This window comes from Polaribacter septentrionalilitoris (assembly GCF_009832745.1).
Taxonomy (GTDB): domain Bacteria; phylum Bacteroidota; class Bacteroidia; order Flavobacteriales; family Flavobacteriaceae; genus Polaribacter; species Polaribacter septentrionalilitoris.
Genome location: NZ_VRMJ01000008.1, coordinates 155,232 through 177,313, shown reverse-complemented (window position 1 = coordinate 177,313; position 22,082 = coordinate 155,232). Strand labels below are relative to the sequence as shown.

Here is a 22,082-nt window from a genome sequence, read left to right as displayed (position 1 = left end):
AGAACATCTTTTTACCATGAAGTACTTTGGCATAATAATCTACTTTAGTAGTTACTGATAAGTTGGATAAAAGAGCTTCTGGTATAACTCTCAATAATTGATTTACTGAAATTTTATGATCTTTAAAAACTGACATAAATAGCTGATTATCAGATAAAAAGATACGTAAATATTATCAAATAAACAAGCTAAATAGTTGATTTTTAGTTTCTTAAATAGTAATTTATAAAACAAAAAAGTCGGAAGAAAAATCTTCCGACCATGACTAACTAAAAAGTCGGTTTTTGTAAGTTCATTTTTTAATTTTCATCCGTGAGAAAGCTATAATTCTTTGAGTAAAAAAGCATCTGCTCTTCAAAACTTTTTGGTTGTTTAATGACGACATCTTTAATATTTCCATCACCATCAACGACAGTTTCTAAAACAGGATTTACAAATCCGCTATATGGCGCAGATTTAAATTGCTCATTTCTTTTTAGTACTTCTTTATGAATCTCTTGATCTACTTTTACACCATATCCTTCAACTAATTTTTTAGCTCCTTCAAAATCACCTTCAGATTTTATACGTTGTGTTTCTCTTAATAAGCGCCCAAAGATTTCTCTTAACTTATCATAATCATTTATATTATAGTACGTTTTACCATCTTTTTTTACCACTTTTTCAATGACATTGTCTTTTTTACCCTGCTCAAAAGCCCACGCAGAAACCCATTGACGGTTTACCATATGATCTTCTTCGATATCATCACCTAAATTGATTCTTATCAACTGAGTCATCAATCCGTTTCTAATGTAACCATCATAAGCAGCCATTCCTAGTTTTTTATAATCATCCGTTAATCCTAGTTCTTGTAATTTTGGATCCATTAAATAATACAATCCAACTAAATCTGCACGACCTTCTTCCATAGTTGACGCGTAGTTTTGAAGTGTTTCTTTAGGTTGTCCAACACCCTCATTGATGACTCCTGAAGCATGTCCTACAACTTCATGCAATGCTGTATGCAATTTATCTGCAATTTGACCATATTTTTCTTCCAATTTAATTTCTTCTTCATCGTATGCAAACTCTTTTAAACGTCCTGTTCCGCCTGCATTATTGTAGGCTCTAATAATGTTTCCTAAAGAGACTGACTTAGAACCATGTTCTTGAAGAATCCAATTATTATTAGGTAAATTCACACCAATTGGAGTACTTGGAGATGCATCACCAGCTTCACCTGCAACGTTTACGGTTTTATAAGAAATACCAACAACATTTTTCTTTTTATGACTCTCCATTAAAGGTGAGTTATCTTCAAACCATTGTGCATTATCAGAAAGCACTTTCATTTTACGAGACATGTCGAAATCTTTAATTTGCACAATAGTTTCGTAAGAACCTCTGTACCCTTTTGGATCGTTATAAACTTCTATAAAACCATTTATCCAATCGATATTTCCTTCTGTGGATGTCACCCAAGCTATGCAGTATTTATCCCAAATATCTAAGCTCCCTGTTTTGTAATATTCTATTAACAACCCTAATGCTTCTGCTTGTTTTTCGTTTTCTGCAACAGCTTTAGCTTTTTCTAACCAACTTATAATTTTATCAATTGCATTACCATACATTCCTCCAGATTTCCAAACTTTCTCTACAAGGTTACCATTTTCTTTCACCAATTTAGAATTTAATCCTGCTTCAACTGGCATTCCTTTTGGTCCTTTATAAGCTGTTTTATAAAAATTTGCAACGTCTTTATCTGTAATATCTGCTGCATAAAAATTGATAGCTGAATTTAGAATATTATCTACTCCTGCTTTTTTATTTACTTTTTTAGCATCAGCATCATTAAACAAAACCTCAACAACTTCTTGAGAAAGAACCGTATTTGAGTTTTTCAACAACTCATTAAAATATGCCTTAGAAAAAGTTGGTTTTATTTTATCGTTTGAATAATGGTGATGAATTCCGTTAGAGAACCATACTCTTTTTAAATACGTTTTAAACGCTTTAAAATCTTCTGTATTTTTACCTCCTTTAAAATTTTGATTAATACTTTCTAAAGCCATTCTTATTTTAAGGTTATGACGATAGTTTTGGTCCCACATGATATCTCTACCAGCTAAACCTGCTTGAGTTAAATAGTATACTAATTTCTTTTCTTGCAAGGTTAATTCGTTGAACCCAGGTATTTTGTAGCGTAATACTTTTATATCTGCAAACTGTTCTACAAAATGATTAAATTCAGTTTTATTTGTTGATTCTTCTTGCTTCTTTTCTGTAACGCATGAAATTAAAATTACAGCCACAAAAAAGCTGCAAAATAGTTGTTTTATGTTCATTGTTAAATATTTTGAATTGATTGTATAAAAGTACAACATTTAAGCTTGCTGTTTTCTGATATTTATCAGTCGTTGCCAAGTTTTGTTATGCAATAAAATGTAAATTAAGAAGCAACTTATATCTAATAAAAAATAGAATAAACTAATTCCACTTGGCGGGTTGTTACTTGGTAAAAAATCAAAAATACCAAAAGCTATTGATGGCCATTTCCATGCACCAAAAGCTGTCCCTCCAATTTCTAACAACGCCACTACAATATACATGGTATAAAAGTATAACCTATCTTTTGGTCGTTTGTATAATAACAAAAAAACAAACACAGTCATTACAAAACCAAAAACATCAGCAAAAAAGACAAGATATATTGTGGCAAATACAACAATAATATAAGAAAAAAAACTTTCTATTTCTTGATGATATTTTCTTGCTAATGAGTCTTTACTAAAAACAAAAACCCTGCCATATAAAGCTGCATGTCCTAAAGGAACGTACCAAGGAACATTTTCTAACCTATACGTATACATCCCTAAATAAACAGAAAAAAAATACTCACCTAAAACACCTAAAACAACAGCAATTAACATTAGTTTTCTTACTCTTGGAAATGCTCTTTTGTACATCCAAAAGAAACTTAGCAGCGCCAAAATATTTACAGGAACTTGAGAGCTTACAAAATTCTGAGTAAAATAAGTTCCATCAAAAAAAAGGATAAAAATAAAGCCAATAAAAATGCCAACTTTTCTTAGAAAGATATAACCCAGTCTATTTAAATCTTCTTTAGGGATTTCAAAAATTTTCATTCTCTTGGATATTTAAAACAATCTGTAGTATGATCATTTACCATACCAATAGCCTGCATAAAAGCATAAACAACAGTAGAACCTACAAATTTGAATCCGCGCTTTTTTAAGTCTTTTGATATTCTATCTGACAAAGGTGTTGTAGCTGGCACATCTTCTCTTTTATGAAATTGATTGACAATTGGTTTTTCATCAACATAACTCCAAATAAACTTAGAAAACGAACCAAATTCTTTTTGTACTTCAATAAATAACTGTGCATTTAAAATAGCACTTCTTATTTTTAACTTGTTTCTTATAATTCCTGAATCTTGCAATAGAGCTTTATATTTATTTTCAGGATATTTTGAAATTTTTTGGTAATCAAAGTTATCAAAAGCTTTTCTGAAATTTTCTCTTTTATTTAAAATGGTAATCCAACTTAAACCCGCCTGAAAAGTTTCTAGCAGCAAAAACTCGAATAAGGTTTTATCATCAAAAACAGGCTCTCCCCATTCATTGTCATGATATTCTTGATAGAGTTTACTATCTGTAACCCAAAAACACCTATGTTTCATTAATTTACTTTTATTGGTTTAATGTTTGTTTGTCTTTTATTTACATACTCAAAAACTCCAGCTCCAAAATAACCAGCTTCTTCTAGCATAATCCTGATGTCTTTTTGCCATTCTCTGACGAAAACTGTAGTGTTCAATTCAATTGCATAAGCTGTATTTTTCTCTAAAGGATAATCTCCGTTAAAAGGCACTCCATCTTGAGAGTCCCACATACCAATTGTGGTTCCTGCGCTATGGCCATATTTACCTAAAGGATGTGTGTAAATTGATGGCCTTAATCCTTCAGATTTTCCTTGCTGTAATGATGATTCTAATATTTGATTTCCAGTTTTACCAAATTTCATATTAGAGGTTAAAATATCTTGTACACGATTTCCTTTCTTATACGCATCTTTTAAAAACTGCGGAACATCAATTTCATCATCTTGTAAAACATAAGCATGTTGCTGACAATCTGTATTCAAACCTAAATAAGTAATTCCGAAATCACAATGCAACAAATCTCCTTTTTGAATAGTGACTTCTTTTTTTGCTTTAGAGAAAGATTCTATGTGAGATTTTAATTTTTCTTTGCTTCTTTGCACATCGATGGTTGGATGAAACCAAGTCTCTAAACCTAAATCTGTTACTTTTTGACGCATCCACCAAACTACATCATCTGTTGTTGTTTTTCCAGGTTGAATTACTTTATTGGAGAACGCTTCATCTATAATTTTATGAGTAATATCTATTAAATTTCTAAAATGAACCATTTCTTTTTCAGTTCTGGTTTCAATCCATTGAATGCCTAATTTTTCAGCTGAAACTATCTTATTATGATATTCTTTTGGTAAGTTTTCTAAAAACTCTTGATAATCTGTTTTTACCAAACCATCTGCAAGTGCAAAATGTTTAGAATAATCTAAACCAATATTATTAGGGTTTCTGGCCTTAATAATTTTAACCAGTGCATTCCATTGATTTGGTTCTTCCTCTTTATTCCAAGCAGATTTTATGTTTTTTCCAATATCATATCTTGCAACGGCTAATCTTTCTAAGGTGTTTTTTTCCTTATTTCTATAAAACACAATAATGGTTCTTCTTCTGGCATTTAACCAAGTTGAAGGTAGCATGGTTTTTAAAATAGGATCTTCATTATACTCTCTAGAAATTAAAATCCACATGTCTATTTTAGACTTGTCCATTAACTCAGGAAGTAAGTTTGTAAATCTATCTTCTAATAAATCATCTTTAATTGTGGCTCTTTTTTCCTCACTTTTTATATTGTATGTAACAGAAATAGCTTCATTTTTCTGACAAGAAATAAAAAAGAGTAGACTGAATATTATTAAAAAGTTTCTCAAAACCAATGTATTTTAGGTTTTAAAATTAATGTTAAAAGCAATAACTTCCTATCTGATTTGGAATAATTTTTGATAAATTTATAATCGAGTTAACTCATTGAAAGTATAGGTTAACTAATTCATGTTTTTTGAGCCCGTATCAAGTTCTTAATTTTGAGTATCATTCTATACATATAAAGCAATATTGCTTTCATTTAAAATCATAATTTATGAAAACTATTAAATACATTTTGATTCTTACCATATCTACATTCATTTTTTGGGCTTGTGGTTCATCACCTATAAAAAAAGAAACAGAAAAAGAAGAACCAGTTGTAATTGCCAACGATAGTTTAGAGTATGAGATTATTATTATAGACCCAGGATTTACTGCTTATTTAAATTCTATTGCTCAACCTGTTGGGTTTTACTCTCAAAACTACCTAGAAACTAGAAATAGAGCTTGGGTTATAACATGGAATCAAAGAGTACAAAATCCTATGCGTTTTAATCCTAATATTTATGAAAATCAGATTAATTATCAAAATAATATAGATTACGGATACGAAGTAAACTATAAGTTATTTAACTATTTCTTATTTGCACAAAGAAAGTACAATATGAATTTAGGTGGTGGTTTTAGAAGAAATAGAATTAATTAGCTTTTCTTTTTATAACTTACAAAGCTATAATCAAAATCATTTTTTTCATCTGCAACAAAATCTTCTCTAGCTACTTCTTTCCAAATTTCTTTATCTATTTCTGGAAAAAAAGCATCTGCTTCAAACTCTTGGTGAACTAATGTAATATCTAATTGGTCTGCCAAACCTTTTGCTAAGGTTTCCTTGTAAATTTGAGCTCCACCAATAATAAATAGTTGCTCTTCAGATGAGGCCAATTCAATTGCTTCTTCTAAACTATGCGCAATTAAGCATCCGTCTTTGTAATACTCTTTATTTCTTGTGATGATTATTGTTGTTCTATTTGGTAATGGTTTACCTATTGATTCAAAGGTATTTCTACCCATTAAAATAAAATGTCCAGAAGTTATCTTTTTAAATCTTTTTAAATCAGCTGGCAAGTGCCATATTAAATCATTATTTTTTCCTAATGCATTGTTTTTTGCAATTGCAGCAATAATTGTAATCATATAATCTTCTAAATTTTTAACAAAATTAAACCAATTCTCTTCAGATTTGACGTTTTATAATCTTTTTAAGACAAATTTATTAACAGCGAATACGTTTTCGGATTAAAATGACTGAAAATCAAGCAAAAAGAAATCGTACTTTTTTGTACAAACCTCAATTAAGCATTCTATTTATTTGGGAATATCAATAATTTACATAAGCATTTTATCAAACTGATAATTCTTCAAAAATCTTTAAAAACATTGTTTGCCATATAATTAAACTTCTATAATTTTACCGTAAAATTTGAAATAAATAATTAATTATGGCAATTAAAAAACAATTTTTGAAAAGCAAACCAGTTTGTAAAGTAACTTTTACTGTTCCTGCTGAGGATGCTAAAAAAGTAGCAGTAGTAGGAAGCTTTAATGAGTGGAATGAAAAAGCTACTCCATTAAAGAAATTGAAAAACGGATCTTTCAAAGGGACTGTTGACTTAGAAGCTGGAAGTTCTTACGAGTTTAGATACTTGGTAGATGGTAGCTATTTGAACGAAGATGATGCAGATGCTTTTGCTTGGAGTGATTTTGCTGGAGCAGACAATAGCGTTTTAAACTTATAACAGAAATGTTGTGAAAAGGTAAAAAGAGCTTTCAATTATTTTTTTGAAAGCTCTTTTTTTTACTTATAAAGTTTAAACAGCAACTACCCCTTTAATATGAGGGTGTGGATTGTAATTGATTAGCTCAAAATCATCAAAAGTAAAATCAAAAATACTTTTTACTTCTGGGTTGATTTTCATTTTTGGTAATGGTCTGATGTCTCTAGACAATTGCAAATCTAATTGTTCTTTGTGATTGTTATAGATATGTGCATCACCAAAAGTGTGGATAAACTCTCCTGCTTCATAGCCACAAACTTGGGCAATCATCATTGTAAATAAGGCATAGGATGCTATATTAAATGGCACTCCTAAAAAAATATCTGCGCTTCTTTGGTACAATTGACAAGACAATTTACCTTCTGCTACATAAAACTGAAAAAAGGCGTGACAAGGAGGCAAAGCTGCTTTACCATTAGCTACATTTTCCGAAAAAGAAACTGAAGTATCTGGCAATACTGATGGATTCCAAGCAGAAACTAACATTCTTCTTGAATTTGGATTTTTCTTTAAAGTTGTAATTACATCTTGCAACTGATCAATTTCATCACTATTCCAATTTCTCCACTGATGGCCATAAACAGGCCCTAAATCTCCATTTTCATCTGCCCATTCATTCCAGATTCTTACCCCATTTTCTTGTAAGTATTTTACATTTGTATCACCATTAATAAACCAAAGCAACTCGTAAATAATAGATTTTAAATGCAACTTTTTTGTAGTTACCATAGGAAAACCTTCACTCAAATCAAATCGCATTTGATATCCAAAAACACTTTTTGTTCCTGTCCCTGTTCTGTCTCCTTTTTCGTTTCCGTTTTCTAAAACGTGTTTTACTAAGTCGTGATACTGCTTCATAATCTTTCAAAAATTTAGTGCCTACTAAAATAAAAAAAGCTTCAATTCTTTAGAGATTGAAGCTCAAATTAATATCATAAAGTTATTAACGTTTTTTAATAACCTATTTCATGTATTTATCCAATAATCATACCTGCAATCGTAGCAGACATTAAAGAAGCTATTGTGCCTCCAATTAACGCTTTCATCCCGAATTCTGATAAAACTTTTCTTTGCCCAGGTGCTAACGAACCAATACCTCCAATTTGAATTCCTATTGATGCAAAATTTGCAAAACCACATAACATATAAGTAGCCATAATTACTGATTTATTAAACGTTAAATGTGTTGCATTTGCTACATTTTTTAATTCTGCTAATTTTGAATATAACCTACAAATTCACTTGCCGCTAATTTAATTCCTAACAACTGTCCCATCATGGAAATATCTGCTGTTGGCACTCCAATTAACCACATTAATGGAGCAAAAACTGAACCTAATATAAATTCTAAAGACAATGCTTTGTAGGATGTATTTGCAGCAATGATATCATTTAAAGTGGTAACATCTCCTACCCAACCTAAAATTCCGTTTAACATTGCAATTACTGCCACAAAAACCAACAACATTCCACCTACATTTACTGCTAAACGCAATCCTTCTGTGGTTCCGTTTGCAATGGCATCTAAAATGTTAGACCCTATTTTTTCTTGAGAAACAGTTACATCTTTATTTACCTCTTCAGTTTGAGGGTATAAAATCTTAGATATCACAATTGCTCCTGGAGCTGCCATCACAGAAGCTGCTAATAAATGCTTTGCAAAAACTAGTTCTAAAGCTTTGTCTCCACCTCCTAAAAACCCAATATAAGCTGCTAAAACTGCACCTGCTACTGTTGCCATTCCACCTATCATAACCAACAACATTTCTGACTTATTCATTTTTTCTAAATAAGCTTTAATCAACAATGGTGCTTCTGTTTGACCTAAAAAAATATTTCCTGCAACAGATAGACTTTCCATCCCAGAAATCCCTAAGAATTTGGATAACCCAATTGCCATAATTTTTACCACCTTTTGAATTATCCCAAGGTAAAATAACAAAGATGTTAATGCCGAAAAGAAAATGATGGTTGGTAAAACCTGAAATGCAAATATGTAGCCAAATTTATCCATATCAGCAACAAAACCTGCAAATAAGAACTCACTACCTGCCTTTGTATATTCTAATATTTCGATAAAAATTCCACCTACAAATTCGAAAACAGATTGAATAAATTTTATTTTCAAGACCCCAATTGCTATTAACAACTGAAGAGATAAACCTATAACTACTTTTTTCCAAGCTATTGCTTTTTTATTAGAACTAAATAAAAATGCGATTACAATTAAAGAAAACATACCTAAAACTCCTCGCCATAAACTGCTTATCGAAAATCCTTGACTAGGTAATATTTCTGTATTCTGAGAAAAAACTGAAATGGAAATCAAACAGAAAACTGCAATGAATATTTTTTTCATCTATAGTATTTTAATTAAGAGCGCTTACTAATTTCGTCTCTAATTTTTGCAGCTAATTCGTAATCTTCATTAGAAACTGCATGATTTAATTGTTCATTTAATTCTCTTAGCGATAAGGTTGTAAAATCAGTATTAAGATCGTCCTCTATTTCAAAAGAAATATTTTTAGGTTTTGTGGTATCTTCTATAGATAGTTCTTCTTCAATCTTTAAATAGATTCCTGCTTTTTCTAAAATATTTTCATAAGTGTAGATTGGTGCTTCAAAACGCACTGCTATCGCAATTGCATCAGAAGTTCTTGTATCTATAGTTTCTTCTACTCCATCTCTTTCGCAAATTAAACTTGAGAAGAATACCCCATCTACCAGTTTATGGATGATAACCTCTTTAACCGTAATCAAAAAACGGTCAGAAAAAGTTTTAAACAAATCATGTGTTAGTGGTCTTGGAGGTCTAATTTCTGTTTCTAAAGCTATTGCTATAGATTGTGCTTCAAAAGCTCCTATTATAATAGGCAATGTTCTTGTCCCATCAATTTCACTAAGAACTAAAGCATATGCACCGCTTTGAGTTTGACTGTAAGAGATTCCTTTAATGTTTAATTGTATTAAACTCATATATCTTTCTGCATAATCTAAAAAGTTTTGTTTGTTTATACCTGATATAATCAGTTGCTTTTTAGAGGGGACAATTTAATAAAAATAAAAAACCTATCAACTTACATTGATAGGTTTTTCTAAATTTTATCCTACAACACAATGCAGAATTTTATTAAGCGGCTTTAAAAGCTTTTAATTTCTCTATTAATTTTGGTACAACTTCAAAAGCATCACCTACAATACCATAATCAGCAGCTTTAAAAAAAGGTGCTTCTGGATCTGTATTAATAACCACTTTTACTTTTGATGCATTAATACCTGCTAAATGCTGAATAGCACCAGAAATACCAATTGCAATATATAAGTTTGACGCAACAGGTTTTCCTGTTTGACCAACGTGTTCTGCATGAGGACGCCATCCTAAATCAGAAACTGGCTTAGAACATGCAGTTGCTGCTCCTAAAACATCAGCTAATTCTTCAATCATTCCCCAATTTTCAGGTCCTTTTAAACCTCTACCTGCAGAAACAACGATTTCTGCATCAGCAATGGTAACTGTACCTGTAACTTTATCTAATTTTTCTGAGGTAACTCCTGCATCAATAACTGTAGCTTCAAAACTTTCTGTAGTTCCAGAAACCATATTTTCATGAACTCCATAAGAATTCTTTGCTAAACCAATTACTTTTACACTTGTTGATATAACAGTATTTGAAAATGCTTTATTTGAAAATGCTTTTCTTTTTACTGTAAATGGACTTACACTTGTTGGTAAATCTACTACGTTAGAAGCATAACCAGCATCTAAATTAACCGCCACAATGGGTGATAAGTACAAACCATCTATACTTGAATCAATAACAACAACTGTTGCATTTTCTGATTTGGCAACTTCGTTAACTACTGCTGCATATTGCTTTGCATTAAAGGTTTTTAAAGAATCGTTAGAAACTGAAATTACTTTTTCTGCTCCATAATTATATAATTCTGATGAATCACTTGCATTTATAGTAAGTACAACAATGGTTGTTTCCAATTGTTCAGCAACTTTTTTTCCATATGAAACCACCTCAAAAGCAGTTTTCTTAAATTTTCCTTCCGATGAATCGGCAAAAACTAAAACAGACATATTTTTTATTTTGTTTAATTCTTTATTAGTTTAATCGTGTAATTGATCGATAGTAACTTTGTATAGTTACCCAATTAAACGCTTAAACATTTACACATTTCTATATCACTTTTGCTTCGTTATGTAATAAGTTGATTAACTCATCTACATTATCAGCATCTACTAATTTTACAGTACCTTTTGGTGCTGGTTTCTCAAAAGATTGAATAGTAGTTGCTACTTCACCTCCAATAGCTTCAATAACATTTAAAGGTTTTTTACGCGCCATCATAATTCCTCTCATATTCGGGATTCGTAAATCTTTCTCTTCAACGATTCCTTTTTGCCCTCCAATTACCACTGGCAAACTTGACGATACTGTTTCATTACCTCCATCAATTTCTCTTTCTGCGGTAACATTTGTTCCATCAATTTCTAAACCTACACATCCATTTACAAAATTAAAATCAGTTAATGTTGCTAACATTCCAGGAACCATTTGACCATTATAATCTGCTGATTCTTTGCCCGCTAAAACCAAATCATAATCTCCATTTTTAACAACTGCTGCCAATTCTTTTGCTACTTGCATTCCATCAGTAGGAACTGAGTTTACACGTATTGCATCATCTGCACCAATAGCTAAAGCTTTTCTTAACGTAGGTTCAGTTTCTGCACCTCCAACATTTACCACTGTAACAGAAGCTCCTTGTTTTTCTTTAAACCACATGGCTCTTGTTAAACAAAACTCATCATACGGATTAATTACAAACTGTACTCCATTAGCATCAAACTTTGTATCATTTTCTGTAAAATTAATCTTAGAAGTGGTATCAGGAACATGACTAATACATACCAATATTTTCATAAAATTCTATTTTTATACTTTTTAATTGATGACGAAATTACGTCTTTTTTTTAAAAAATACTATGCATGCATAATAAATTTTAAATAATTTAACATTTTACGAAAACGATTGAGTACATAATGTGTACGAATTCTATCACTTTCTAAAAACGAATCCTAAAAATTGACAATTAATTCCTTATTTTTGCTTTTCAAAAATTAACAATAACAACTATAATCAATGAAAACAGTTCAATTCAGGGAAGCCATTTGTGAGGCAATGAGTGAAGAAATGCGCAGAGATGAAAGCATTTATTTAATGGGTGAAGAAGTTGCTGAGTATAATGGAGCTTACAAAGCATCTAAAGGAATGTTAGATGAATTTGGTGAAAAACGTGTAATTGACACTCCTATCGCTGAACTTGGTTTTGCAGGAGTAGCAGTAGGTTCTGCTATGAATGGCAACAGACCTATTGTAGAATACATGACGTTTAACTTTTCTCTAGTTGGTATTGATCAAATTATAAACAATGCTGCTAAAATTAGACAAATGTCTGGTGGGCAGTTCAATTGCCCTATTGTATTTAGAGGTCCAACAGCATCTGCAGGTCAGTTAGGAGCAACACATTCTCAAGCATTTGAAAACTGGTTTGCGAATACTCCTGGATTAAAAGTTATTGTACCTTCTAACCCATATGACGCAAAAGGGCTTTTAAAAGCTGCTATCAGAGATGATGATCCTGTAATTTTTATGGAGTCTGAGCAAATGTATGGTGATAAGATGGAAATTCCTGAGGGAGAATACATCATACCAATAGGAGTAGCTGATATAAAAAGAGAAGGAACAGATGTAACTATTGTTTCTTTTGGAAAAATTATTAAAGAAGCTTACAAAGCTGCAGATGAATTAGCAAAAGAAAATATTTCTGTAGAAATTATCGATTTAAGAACTGTACGTCCAATGGATCATGCTGCAATTATTGAATCAGTTAAGAAAACAAACAGATTGGTTGTTTTAGAAGAAGCATGGCCATTTGCAAGTGTAGCTTCAGAAATCACTTATAGAATTCAAGATGAAGCATTTGATTATTTAGATGCTCCAATAAAGAGAATTACAACTGCTGACACACCAGCCCCTTATTCTCCTGTTCTTCTTGAAAAATGGATACCAAACCACAAAGATGTAATTGATGCTGTAAAAGAAGTTTTATACATCAAGTAAACTAAAAAAATATTAGAAAAAACCTTTTTGTAAATTTTATAAAAAGGTTTTTCTTTTTTAATCAAATTAAAATCAAATTATGAGTAAAGAACAAAAGAAACCAGTAACGTTTGACGTATTAATTGAAATTCCGAAAGGAAGTAGAAATAAATACGAGTACGATTTCACATTACACAAAATACGTTTTGACAGAATGTTATTCTCTTCTATGATGTATCCAGGTGATTATGGATTTATCCCAGAAACGTTAGCATTAGATTCAGATCCATTAGATGTATTGGTTTTAGGACATCAACCTACATACCCAATGGTAGTTATGGAAGTAAGACCAATTGGAGTTTTTTATATGACAGATGAAAAAGGACCAGATGAAAAAGTAATCTGCGTACCTGTTTCTGACCCTATTTGGAGTAAAAGATCAGATATTTCTGATTTAAACCCACATAGATTAAAAGAAATCGAACACTTTTTCCAAGTATATAAAGATTTAGAAAAGAAAAAAGTTGACACAGGTGGATGGGGTAATGCAGAAGCTGCTGTTAAAATTTATCACGAATGTGTTGACCGTTATGATAATAGTGAACACAAAAAGAAAAGAACGTTTACAATCTAATCTATTAGATTCTATCAGTTAAAAAAACACCTTAATAATTTAAGGTGTTTTTTTATTTATGAATAATAGATCTGTTTCTATCAATTTAACTTATTCAAAATCTTTACTCAATATTAAAATTCAATATCATTCTTAAATAAAACTGATAGATGTCATTGAATTACAAATATTATAATTTAAGGCGTGTTTTAATGTGCAATCTTTAATTTATATAGTCTTTTTTTATCACATTAATTTTATTACTTTTAGCCCCTCAAAAATTTTAAATTAAACTAACTAATATGGAATTAATAGTAAATTATTTATGGGCTTTTGGTCTTTTAGCATTAGCCTTTGTTTTCATTAAAAGTGCCTGGGTATCTAAACAAGATGAAGGTGACAACAAAATGAAAAGAATTGCAAAGAACATTGCAGATGGTGCAATGGCATTTTTAAAAGCTGAATACAAAGTTTTAGCAATTTTTGTAATTGCAGTTGCAATCTTATTATACTTTAAAGGTTCAAACGAAGTAGGTTCTAATGGAATGGTAGCTATATCATTTATTATTGGCGCTATTTGTTCTGCTTTAGCAGGATTTATCGGAATGAAAGTAGCAACAAAAGCAAATGTTAGAACAACAGAAGCTGCAAGAAACTCTTTAGGAAGAGCATTAGAAGTTGCTTTTGCTGGTGGAGCTGTTATGGGACTTGGTGTTGTAGGTCTAGGTATTTTAGGTTTAAGCGCCTTATTTATGATATATCAAAGTGTGTGGCCTGGAGCTGAAAATTTAACATTGGTATTAAATGTACTTTCTGGTTTTTCATTAGGAGCTTCATCAATTGCATTATTTGCGAGAGTTGGTGGTGGTATCTATACAAAAGCAGCGGATGTTGGAGCAGATTTAGTAGGTAAAGTAGAAGCTGGTATTCCAGAAGATCACCCTCTAAACCCTGCAACAATTGCAGATAACGTTGGTGATAATGTTGGTGATGTTGCTGGTATGGGAGCAGATTTATTTGAGTCTTACGTAGGTTCTATAATTGGTACAATGGTTTTAGGAGCATTTATTTTAACACCTAATTTTGATGGTTTAGGTGCTGTATATTTACCTTTAGTACTTGGTGCTGTAGGTATTGTAATGTCTATTTTAGGTACATTTTTTGTAAGAGTAAAAGATGGTGGAAACCCACAAACAGCATTAAATATTGGAGAATTTGGTTCTGCTGGTTTAATGGTTATTGCTTCTTATTTTATAATTAACGCATTAATTCCTGAATCAGTAGAAGGTTTACCATTTGGAGCTATGGGTGTATTTTGGGCAACAATTGCTGGTTTAGTTGCTGGTTTAGGTGTTGGTAAAATAACTGAATATTATACTGCAACTGGCAAAAAACCAGTTAATTCAATTGTTGCGCAATCAGAAACTGGTGCAGCAACAAATATTATTGCTGGTTTAGGTGTTGGTATGATGTCTACAATGATTCCTATACTTTTAATTGCTGCTGCTATTATAGTATCTCATCATTTTGCAGGCTTATATGGTATTGCAATTGCTGCAGTTGGTATGTTAGCAAACACAGGTATTCAATTAGCTGTTGATGCTTATGGACCTATTTGTGACAATGCAGGTGGTATTGCTGAAATGGCAGAATTACCAAGTGAGGTTAGAGAGCGTACAGACAAATTAGATGCTGTTGGTAACACAACTGCTGCAGTGGGTAAAGGTTTTGCAATTGCGTCTGCTGCGTTAACAGCTTTGGCTTTATTTGCTGCTTTTATGAAAACTGCTGGTGTAACTGCAATTGATGTTTCTCAGCCTAAAATTATGGCAGGTTTATTAGTTGGTGGTATGTTACCATTTGTTTTTTCAGCATTATCAATGAATGCTGTCGGTAGAGCAGCAATGGCTATGATTGAAGAAGTTCGTCGTCAATTTAGAGATATTCCTAAATTAAAAGCTGCTTTAGAAGTGATGAGAGCTGTTGATTCTGATATGACAAAAGCATCAAAAGAACAACGTGCTATTTTTGATGAAGCTGATGGTGTTGCTGATTATGGAAAATGTATTGATATTTCTACAAAAGCATCTATTAAAGAAATGGTATTACCTGGTTTACTTGCAATAGTTGTTCCTGTTGCTGTTGGTTTTTTAGGTGGAGCAGAAATGTTAGGAGGACTTCTTGCAGGTGTTACAACTTGTGGAGTTTTAATGGCGATCTTTCAATCGAATGCAGGTGGTGCTTGGGATAATGCTAAGAAAACTATTGAAGAAGAAGGTAAAAAAGGAACTGATGCACACAAAGCTGCTGTAGTTGGTGATACTGTTGGTGATCCTTTTAAAGATACTTCTGGACCATCATTAAACATTTTATTAAAGTTAATGTCTGTTGTTGCATTGGTAATTGCACCAAGTATTGCATTAAATAGCACTGCAGTTACTGATTACAATACTCAAAAAGAAGTTAAAGTTGAAATCAAACAAACTACTGGAGAATTAGCAATGGCAACTATTACAACAACTAAAACTGTTAATGGTGAAGTTATTTCTGATGTTCAGAAAATTGAAGGAACTGTTGCTGAAATTGAGCAAAAAGCAAAAGAATCTGGACATATAATTTCTGTAAATGTTTCTAAAGACAAAAAAGAAGTTACCGAAAAAGTAGAGGTTATTGTTGAAAAGAAAGAGTAGTTTCAACACATATATTTTTACTATAAATATAGAAAATCGTTTGTAATGTATTACAAACGATTTTTTTATTTTAAACAATGAAATAAGTTATCTTTATCAAAAAATTAAATCTGTTTGTAAACAGAAATTAGAATTATGATTGAAATAGAAATCACTGCAGATAGCCCTAAAGATTTAATTACTCAAATACATGATGTAACTGGAGGAACTTTAGAAACTGAATGGAATGAAAGTTACTTAAGAATTAATAACGATTATGCCATTGGGTTTATTCGTTTTATTGGTTTTGATTGGGGAGTAAACTTGCTAGATTTCGAATTAAAACTTCATAAAGACTTTATCTTAAAGATAAAAGCTGATGAAGAATACAACCCTATTCGTTTTTTGTACCCTTCATTAGGATATTTAAAACATCGTTTTGGTGTTCAAAATGATGAAAAAGTCATTGATCAATTTCAATCTTTAGTTTTTACCAACAAAACTGGGGGTTACAATTACATTTCTTTCCCTAAAAATGAATCTGTAGATATTAATATTATTCAGATTACAAGAAAACATTTTTTAAAGAAAAGAACTACTAATGTTTCTTCTTTAAATCAAAAATTATATGAAATTTTTGTAGATACTGATCACGAAAATCGATTTTCTAATTTTGGTACGCTTAATTTACAAATGGCTGATTTAATAAAGAAAATGAAAAAGGTTAGAGGTAAAGGAATGTTGCGTATTCTAAAAATTGAAGCTAAAGTATATGAGATTTTATCTCTTCATATTCAACAACACAACAGAATTTTAGATGGTAAAAAAATACCAAGTGCTTTAGATAAAGGTGATTTAAAGATTATCAGAAAATTAGGATATGATATTGTAAAAAACCCTGCTAAAGAATACTCTTTAGAACAACTATCTTACAAATCTGGTTTAACTCAGGCTAAACTGCAAGAAGGTTGTAAGTTTTTATACAATAGAACTGTTACAGAATACATACGTCACGTTCGTTTAGAATCTGCAAGAAATTTATTAAAAAGTACAGATTTAAATATTTCTCAAGTAGTATATAGTGTTGGTTTTAGCAGTAGAAGTTATTTTTCTAAAATTTTTAAAGAAAAGTATGACATCACTCCTAATCAATTTAAAAAAAAATTAATTAATACTACTTAAAAAAATCTCCACATATTAAATATGCAGAGATTAAAATCAACCAACCATAAGTACTATTCTTCATCACTGAAGAATAATGATTTTTATTTAAACATCTTCTTTATCATCAGTAAAACACCATATTTACTTATCATTTTTAGAATACTATTCAACCAGTTTAATGGTTTTAAATGATCTTCAAAATCATGTTTCACAATTTTTAGTTCTTCATAAGCAATCTCTTTTTCTAAGTATAACTTTTTTAAGTCGGCTTCAATTTCATTAAAACTTTCGTAAGTTCTTTTCATAGTAGGTTGGTTTTTAATCGAAGAATATTTTTGACATATTTTGTATAATTTTCTTATCCAAAAATTTTCTAAAAGCAAAAATAATTAAGGAAATTATGAAGAAAAATAATCCAACAAAAAGGTATCCTACTGCAATATCATTGTAATACTCCCCTATGTAATTTGCTGCTGCAAACGATAAAAAAATCATTCCTGTAGAAAGTAAACCACCAATAAAAAAAAGCTTTACAATGGTAGTAATAGATACTGTTACTAATTGAAATATCTTTAATTTTGTGTATTTGTAAGATGTAGCTATATACTTCTTACCAACATCAGTACCTTTATCTGTTGACTTATTAATGTCATCAATTATATCCATCTAATTAGGCAGTTTTTTGTAATTTTTTATTTTTTTCTTTTAACTCTTTTAATTTTTTCTCTAATGATGTAATCACATCCTCTGTTTTGTGACTTACATCAGAAACAATTGTTTCTATTTGATTGTCTAAAGTATCTTTTCTATCAACATATACAGAAGACACTTTTTCTTTCATTTCAGTTGCTGTGTCAACAATTTTATCTTTTGCATTAGCTGCTTCATCAGCTATTTTTTTTCTGGTTTCAACTCCTTTATCTGGAGCGAATAAAACTCCTAAGGTTGCTCCAATTACTGTACCTGCTAATAATCCTAATATTGTGTTGCTACTATTACTCATAATATATTTTTTTATGGTTAAACTTAATTTTTGCTTACTAATAAGCTCACTACAAACTTAACAAAAATGTACACTTCTCGTTAACTCTAAAAAATCAAATCTTAACTCAAATGAAATTGAGCTTAAATTTAAGCTCAGAATTGGTAGTTTTTTGAGCCAAAACACTTATCGCACTTTCTGAAAGCTGCAGAATTCGTGGATATCCACCAGTAACTTGACAATCTCTCATCAAAACAATTAATTTACCAGAAGGAGTTAATTGCACTGTTCCTGGTAAAACTGCTGATGTTAAGATACTAAAAAAATTATTCTTGATTGTTTCCTTTAAACGATATCCCATTCTATTGTTATCTGATGAAATGGAAAAAACAGTATTCAATAGTATTTTTTTTTGTTTTTCTGACAGCAAATAAAACTCTGGTCCTTTAAAGCATTCTATAAATGATGACACAAAATGATTTGGACTTATTTTAAGAGATGCATTTGTGGGTTTTAAATCTTTAGGATGTAATTTTATTGCTAAAAGTTCATCTTTTTTAACTCTAAAGGTTTGAGTGATATTTTTAAACTGACTTCTACTTTTAAGTACTTTCGTGGTTTGAAACCCTCCTTTTACGGCCATATAACTTCTTGCTCCTAAACTAGATTTTCGAAAAGATAAAACATCACCCTCACACACTTTAATTCTTTTATTTTGTCTAATTTCTTTCTGATTTAAAACTGGATTAAAATTTGCTCCAGAAACAGCAATAAAAGTATCTGATAAAAACTGTAATTCTGTACCGCCAAAAGTTATTTCTAAAACGGCATCATCTAAATCATTATTTAAAAGTGAGTTCGAAACTTCTGCAGAAAACATATCCATTGCTCCAGAAACAGGCACTCCCATAGCAGCAAAACCTACTCTACCTCTATCTTGAATTGAAGCATAGAAACCAGCTTTTAACACTTTAATCATTGTGCTAAAGTTTTAGAAATTTGATAACAATTTTGCTCAATTTTATTTTTAATTTTTAAATATTCATCCAAAGAAATGGGTTTAAATTTAATGAGATCTCCAGATTTTGCAAAACAAGGGTTTTCTTCATCTACATTAAAAAAAGGAATTGGTGTTTTGCCAATAATATTCCATCCACCAGGAGAATCTACTGGATACACTCCTGTTTGTTGACCTCCAATTGCTACAGATCCTTTTTCAACTTTTAATCTTGGGTTTGGTTTTCTATCAAAAAAAAGTCGCTCTTTTAATCCACCTAAATATAAAAACCCAGGTAAAAATCCAATAAAGAAAACAGTATATGTTTTTTCTGAATGGAGTTGTATTACCTCATCAATGGTTAATCTTTTTTTTGTTGCAACTTCTTTAAGGTCAATTCCAAATTCTAGATCATAACAAACAGGAATTTCCCAAATAAAATGGTCTTTTTGAGCAACTCTAATTTTAGAAGAATAGATCGATTTTAAAACCTTTTTCTCAATCTCTAAATCTTTAAAAGGTTGATTTAGTTTTATGGTTAATGAATTATATCCAACAATTAAATCACTAAACTTAATTTCTTTTTGTTGTTCAATTTTATATTTAAATTCTAAAATATCATTCAAAATTTCTTTATGAATAACAGCTTCCCATTCAATTAAAATGGCTTGATTTCCATAAGACTTATATGTAATGTTTTTATCCAATTTCAATTCCGTTTTTAGAAAATTCTTGCCATAAAAATTCTAAAATTTGTAATGAATTTTTATGATCTCCATGAACGCAAAACGTGTCTGCTTTAATTTCTTTTGCTAATCCTGAAATTGTGTTCACCTTTCCATCAGAAATCATTTTATGAATATGATTGTAAACTTCTTTTGGGTTTTTAATTACCGCATTTTTTTCATTTCTTGAAACTAACTTTAAATTGTCTGTATAATTTCTATCGGCAAAAGCTTCATATTTAATGCTGATATTCTTTTTAAGTGCAACTTCCTCAATTTTAGAACCATAAGGAACATACAAAAAAACATCTTTTAAATAAGGCTTAGTACTTTCTAAAAATTTTTCAGCAGTAATTTCATCAATTGCAATTAAATTATACAAAGCTCCATGCGGTTTTATATGATGGAGTTTTGCATCTGTCTTACACAATCTTTCTAAAAACAAATCCATTTGATTTTGAATACTTTTTTGGAGTTTAGCATTAGAAATATTCATCACTTTTCTCCCAAAATTAATTTTGTCTGGAAAAGAAGGGTGTGCACCAATTTTTACATTATTTTCAATCGCTAGTTGTATGGTATTATCAATCGTTTTTTGATCACCAAAATGACCTCCACAAGCAATATTACATGAGGAAATATAAGGCATTAACAAATGCTCATTTGCTATTCCTTCACCCACATCACAATTAATATCTATTTTCATTTACAACAAATTAAATACTTTTAAAATTCCTTTTACTCCCAAAAAAATGGTAATTGCTAAAATGACAACACCTAAAATATTCTGAGTTTTAGAATTGATAAATTTTCCTAAAACTGATTTTTTATTCATGATCCAAAGCAAAATTCCTGCAATTATTGGCAATAACATTCCGTTAGCAACCTGAGCAAATTTTATTATTTCGATAGGTTTTATTCCAATTGATGAAAACAAAACACCCAAAAATAATATGGACATCCAAACTATTCTAAATTTTTTAGATTTCAAACCTACTTTCCATCCTAAACAACCTTTTGCCACATAAGCTGCAGCCAAAGGTGCTGTAATGGCTGATGTAATTCCTGCTGCAAATAAACCTAAAGCCAAGAAGTATTTTGCGAATTCTCCATACAATGGTGCTAATCCTTTTGCCAAATCAGCTGCATTTGTAATATTTGTGGTTTGAATAGCTGCTGCAGAAACAATGATTGCCATAGAAACCAATCCTCCTAAAACAATCGAAATTAGTGTATCCTTTTTTGCTAATGATAAATCCTCTTTTTTACTCCATCTTTCTTTCACTAGAGAAGCATGCAAAAACAAATTATAAGGCACTACAGTTGTTCCTACCAAACCAATAATAGTTAGAATACTTCTTTCAGGAAATTTTGGGAAAAACAATCCATTTAAAATATCTAATACATTGGGTTTTGTGATTATAGCTGTAATTAAAAAAGAAATACTCATCAATAAAACTAGGGTAACTAGGGCTTTTTCTAAAAATTTATAATTGCCTATATAAAGCAACATAAAAGCAACTATTCCTATTAGTAAGCTCATTACATTTAAGCTAACTGAACCAAAATCAATTGTATGTTTTCCTAAAATGGTTTCTAGTCCTAAAATTCCACCACTTATATTTCCAGCTTCATAAGAAGCATTTCCAACCACAACAGCAGCTAAAATTAAAAGCGTGATAAATTGTTTAAAAAAAGGGTTATTAACTTCTTCTCTAACGACTTCAGAAAGTCCTTTTTGTGAGATAATTCCTAACCTTGCAGCCATTTCTTGCAAAACAATAGTTGCAATAATAGAGAGTAACATTGCCCAAAGTAGATTAAACCCAAAATTTACTCCTGCAAGTGTACATATAGTTACTGTTCCAGGTCCAATAAATGCAGCAGCCACTAAAGTTCCAGGTCCAATATTTTTAAACCATTTTTTAATCATTAAAAAGAATTTTCAATTTACTGACTAAAGATACTTTATTAAAATAAAAAACACCTCAAAAAGAGGTGTTTTCCTAAAAACAAAAAA

General features: G+C 30.6%; 22 protein-coding genes and 1 pseudogene. 6 read left to right on the top strand and 17 right to left on the bottom strand.

What is annotated here, in order from left to right; all coding sequences use genetic code 11:
- Positions 1 to 299: 299 nt before the first annotated feature.
- The 4 genes from FP421_RS02045 to FP421_RS02030 are packed head-to-tail and all read right to left on the bottom strand — an operon-like array spanning position 300 to position 5,028.
- Positions 300 to 2,327, bottom strand: a complete 2,028-nt coding sequence (locus tag FP421_RS02045) for a dipeptidyl-peptidase 3 family protein (RefSeq protein WP_159947127.1) — start codon at positions 2,325 to 2,327, stop codon at positions 300 to 302.
- A gap of 39 nt (positions 2,328 to 2,366) precedes the next feature.
- Complete coding sequence (locus FP421_RS02040) at positions 2,367 to 3,128, bottom strand: hypothetical protein (protein ID WP_159947125.1); 762 nt, start codon at positions 3,126 to 3,128, stop codon at positions 2,367 to 2,369.
- A complete protein-coding gene (locus FP421_RS02035; protein ID WP_159947123.1) occupies positions 3,125 to 3,685 on the bottom strand; it encodes a DNA-3-methyladenine glycosylase I in 561 nt (186 codons plus the stop codon). The genes FP421_RS02040 and FP421_RS02035 overlap by 4 nt, the downstream gene beginning before the upstream one ends.
- Positions 3,685 to 5,028: a M24 family metallopeptidase gene (locus FP421_RS02030; protein ID WP_159947121.1), complete on the bottom strand. Its 1,344-nt coding sequence runs from the start codon at positions 5,026 to 5,028 to the stop codon at positions 3,685 to 3,687. The genes FP421_RS02035 and FP421_RS02030 overlap by 1 nt, the downstream gene beginning before the upstream one ends.
- 209 nt (positions 5,029 to 5,237) lie before the next feature.
- On the opposite strand from FP421_RS02030, the gene FP421_RS02025 reads away from it, so the two are divergent.
- Positions 5,238 to 5,669, top strand: a complete 432-nt coding sequence (locus tag FP421_RS02025; protein ID WP_159947111.1) for a DUF6146 family protein — start codon at positions 5,238 to 5,240, stop codon at positions 5,667 to 5,669.
- Here the strand turns inward: FP421_RS02025 and FP421_RS02020 are convergent.
- Entirely contained in the window at positions 5,666 to 6,157 is a 492-nt protein-coding gene (locus FP421_RS02020; protein ID WP_159947109.1) for a dihydrofolate reductase, read from the bottom strand. The genes FP421_RS02025 and FP421_RS02020 overlap by 4 nt on opposite strands.
- Positions 6,158 to 6,462: 305 nt before the next feature.
- Between FP421_RS02020 and FP421_RS02015 the strand changes: the two genes are divergently transcribed.
- On the top strand, positions 6,463 to 6,759 hold the full coding sequence (locus FP421_RS02015; RefSeq protein ID WP_159947107.1) for an isoamylase early set domain-containing protein: 297 nt from the start codon (positions 6,463 to 6,465) through the stop codon (positions 6,757 to 6,759).
- A 72-nt stretch (positions 6,760 to 6,831) separates the two neighbouring features.
- On the opposite strand, the gene FP421_RS02010 is transcribed toward FP421_RS02015, so the two are convergent.
- From FP421_RS02010 to FP421_RS01990, 5 genes and pseudogenes are all read right to left on the bottom strand, one after another.
- A complete protein-coding gene (locus FP421_RS02010; RefSeq protein ID WP_159947105.1) occupies positions 6,832 to 7,656 on the bottom strand; it encodes a thymidylate synthase in 825 nt (274 codons plus the stop codon).
- Positions 7,657 to 7,772: 116 nt separating this feature from the next.
- A pseudogene (locus FP421_RS02005) lies at positions 7,773 to 9,157 on the bottom strand (NupC/NupG family nucleoside CNT transporter).
- Between the two features lie 14 nt (positions 9,158 to 9,171).
- Positions 9,172 to 9,774, bottom strand: a complete 603-nt coding sequence (locus tag FP421_RS02000; protein ID WP_159947103.1) for a bifunctional nuclease family protein — start codon at positions 9,772 to 9,774, stop codon at positions 9,172 to 9,174.
- A gap of 154 nt (positions 9,775 to 9,928) precedes the next feature.
- Complete coding sequence (locus FP421_RS01995; RefSeq protein ID WP_159947101.1) at positions 9,929 to 10,885, bottom strand: electron transfer flavoprotein subunit alpha/FixB family protein; 957 nt, start codon at positions 10,883 to 10,885, stop codon at positions 9,929 to 9,931.
- A gap of 100 nt (positions 10,886 to 10,985) precedes the next feature.
- Positions 10,986 to 11,732: an electron transfer flavoprotein subunit beta/FixA family protein gene (locus FP421_RS01990; RefSeq protein WP_159947099.1), complete on the bottom strand. Its 747-nt coding sequence runs from the start codon at positions 11,730 to 11,732 to the stop codon at positions 10,986 to 10,988.
- A 220-nt stretch (positions 11,733 to 11,952) separates the two neighbouring features.
- On the opposite strand from FP421_RS01990, the gene FP421_RS01985 reads away from it, so the two are divergent.
- From FP421_RS01985 to FP421_RS01970, 4 genes are all read left to right on the top strand, one after another.
- Positions 11,953 to 12,933 carry a pyruvate dehydrogenase complex E1 component subunit beta gene (locus tag FP421_RS01985; RefSeq protein WP_159947097.1) on the top strand — a complete coding sequence of 327 codons (981 nt, stop codon included), beginning with the start codon at positions 11,953 to 11,955 and terminating at the stop codon, positions 12,931 to 12,933.
- A 79-nt stretch (positions 12,934 to 13,012) separates the two neighbouring features.
- Positions 13,013 to 13,546 (top strand): inorganic diphosphatase, encoded by a 534-nt coding sequence (locus FP421_RS01980; protein ID WP_159947095.1) that lies wholly within the window; start codon positions 13,013 to 13,015, stop codon positions 13,544 to 13,546.
- Between the two features lie 281 nt (positions 13,547 to 13,827).
- Entirely contained in the window at positions 13,828 to 16,215 is a 2,388-nt protein-coding gene (locus tag FP421_RS01975; RefSeq protein ID WP_159947093.1) for a sodium-translocating pyrophosphatase, read from the top strand.
- Between the two features lie 135 nt (positions 16,216 to 16,350).
- Positions 16,351 to 17,376, top strand: coding sequence for a helix-turn-helix transcriptional regulator (locus FP421_RS01970; protein ID WP_159947091.1), 1,026 nt, complete (start codon positions 16,351 to 16,353; stop codon positions 17,374 to 17,376).
- An 83-nt stretch (positions 17,377 to 17,459) separates the two neighbouring features.
- On the opposite strand, the gene FP421_RS01965 is transcribed toward FP421_RS01970, so the two are convergent.
- The 7 genes from FP421_RS01965 to FP421_RS01935 form a co-directional block, all read right to left on the bottom strand.
- Positions 17,460 to 17,663 (bottom strand): DUF6327 family protein, encoded by a 204-nt coding sequence (locus tag FP421_RS01965; protein WP_159947089.1) that lies wholly within the window; start codon positions 17,661 to 17,663, stop codon positions 17,460 to 17,462.
- 13 nt (positions 17,664 to 17,676) lie between these two features.
- Complete coding sequence (locus FP421_RS01960; RefSeq protein ID WP_159947087.1) at positions 17,677 to 18,024, bottom strand: hypothetical protein; 348 nt, start codon at positions 18,022 to 18,024, stop codon at positions 17,677 to 17,679.
- 4 nt (positions 18,025 to 18,028) lie between these two features.
- Positions 18,029 to 18,361: a YtxH domain-containing protein gene (locus tag FP421_RS01955; RefSeq protein WP_159947085.1), complete on the bottom strand. Its 333-nt coding sequence runs from the start codon at positions 18,359 to 18,361 to the stop codon at positions 18,029 to 18,031.
- Between the two features lie 106 nt (positions 18,362 to 18,467).
- Positions 18,468 to 19,319, bottom strand: a complete 852-nt coding sequence (locus FP421_RS01950) for a 5-oxoprolinase subunit C family protein (protein WP_159947083.1) — start codon at positions 19,317 to 19,319, stop codon at positions 18,468 to 18,470.
- Complete coding sequence (gene pxpB, locus FP421_RS01945) at positions 19,316 to 20,044, bottom strand: 5-oxoprolinase subunit PxpB (protein ID WP_159947081.1); 729 nt, start codon at positions 20,042 to 20,044, stop codon at positions 19,316 to 19,318. The genes FP421_RS01950 and pxpB overlap by 4 nt, the downstream gene beginning before the upstream one ends.
- A complete protein-coding gene (gene pxpA, locus FP421_RS01940) occupies positions 20,037 to 20,768 on the bottom strand; it encodes a 5-oxoprolinase subunit PxpA (protein ID WP_159947079.1) in 732 nt (243 codons plus the stop codon). The genes pxpB and pxpA overlap by 8 nt, the downstream gene beginning before the upstream one ends.
- Complete coding sequence (locus FP421_RS01935) at positions 20,769 to 21,995, bottom strand: Nramp family divalent metal transporter (RefSeq protein WP_159947077.1); 1,227 nt, start codon at positions 21,993 to 21,995, stop codon at positions 20,769 to 20,771.
- Positions 21,996 to 22,082: the final 87 nt, after the last annotated feature.

Excerpts from the sequence above, each read along its gene's own strand:
- FP421_RS02045 (WP_159947127.1), bottom strand. The coding sequence starts at position 2,327 with ATGAACATAAAACAACTATTTTGCAGCTTTTTTGTGGCTGTAATTTTA.
- FP421_RS02040 (WP_159947125.1), bottom strand. The coding sequence starts at position 3,128 with ATGAAAATTTTTGAAATCCCTAAAGAAGATTTAAATAGACTGGGTTAT.
- FP421_RS02035 (WP_159947123.1), bottom strand. The coding sequence starts at position 3,685 with ATGAAACATAGGTGTTTTTGGGTTACAGATAGTAAACTCTATCAAGAA.
- FP421_RS02025 (WP_159947111.1), top strand. The coding sequence starts at position 5,238 with ATGAAAACTATTAAATACATTTTGATTCTTACCATATCTACATTCATT.
- FP421_RS02020 (WP_159947109.1), bottom strand. The coding sequence starts at position 6,157 with ATGATTACAATTATTGCTGCAATTGCAAAAAACAATGCATTAGGAAAA.
- FP421_RS02015 (WP_159947107.1), top strand. The coding sequence starts at position 6,463 with ATGGCAATTAAAAAACAATTTTTGAAAAGCAAACCAGTTTGTAAAGTA.
- FP421_RS02010 (WP_159947105.1), bottom strand. The coding sequence starts at position 7,656 with ATGAAGCAGTATCACGACTTAGTAAAACACGTTTTAGAAAACGGAAAC.
- FP421_RS02000 (WP_159947103.1), bottom strand. The coding sequence starts at position 9,774 with ATGAGTTTAATACAATTAAACATTAAAGGAATCTCTTACAGTCAAACT.
- FP421_RS01995 (WP_159947101.1), bottom strand. The coding sequence starts at position 10,885 with ATGTCTGTTTTAGTTTTTGCCGATTCATCGGAAGGAAAATTTAAGAAA.
- FP421_RS01990 (WP_159947099.1), bottom strand. The coding sequence starts at position 11,732 with ATGAAAATATTGGTATGTATTAGTCATGTTCCTGATACCACTTCTAAG.
- FP421_RS01985 (WP_159947097.1), top strand. The coding sequence starts at position 11,953 with ATGAAAACAGTTCAATTCAGGGAAGCCATTTGTGAGGCAATGAGTGAA.
- FP421_RS01980 (WP_159947095.1), top strand. The coding sequence starts at position 13,013 with ATGAGTAAAGAACAAAAGAAACCAGTAACGTTTGACGTATTAATTGAA.
- FP421_RS01975 (WP_159947093.1), top strand. The coding sequence starts at position 13,828 with ATGGAATTAATAGTAAATTATTTATGGGCTTTTGGTCTTTTAGCATTA.
- FP421_RS01970 (WP_159947091.1), top strand. The coding sequence starts at position 16,351 with ATGATTGAAATAGAAATCACTGCAGATAGCCCTAAAGATTTAATTACT.
- FP421_RS01965 (WP_159947089.1), bottom strand. The coding sequence starts at position 17,663 with ATGAAAAGAACTTACGAAAGTTTTAATGAAATTGAAGCCGACTTAAAA.
- FP421_RS01960 (WP_159947087.1), bottom strand. The coding sequence starts at position 18,024 with ATGGATATAATTGATGACATTAATAAGTCAACAGATAAAGGTACTGAT.
- FP421_RS01955 (WP_159947085.1), bottom strand. The coding sequence starts at position 18,361 with ATGAGTAATAGTAGCAACACAATATTAGGATTATTAGCAGGTACAGTA.
- FP421_RS01950 (WP_159947083.1), bottom strand. The coding sequence starts at position 19,319 with ATGATTAAAGTGTTAAAAGCTGGTTTCTATGCTTCAATTCAAGATAGA.
- pxpA (WP_159947079.1), bottom strand. The coding sequence starts at position 20,768 with ATGAAAATAGATATTAATTGTGATGTGGGTGAAGGAATAGCAAATGAG.
- FP421_RS01935 (WP_159947077.1), bottom strand. The coding sequence starts at position 21,995 with ATGATTAAAAAATGGTTTAAAAATATTGGACCTGGAACTTTAGTGGCT.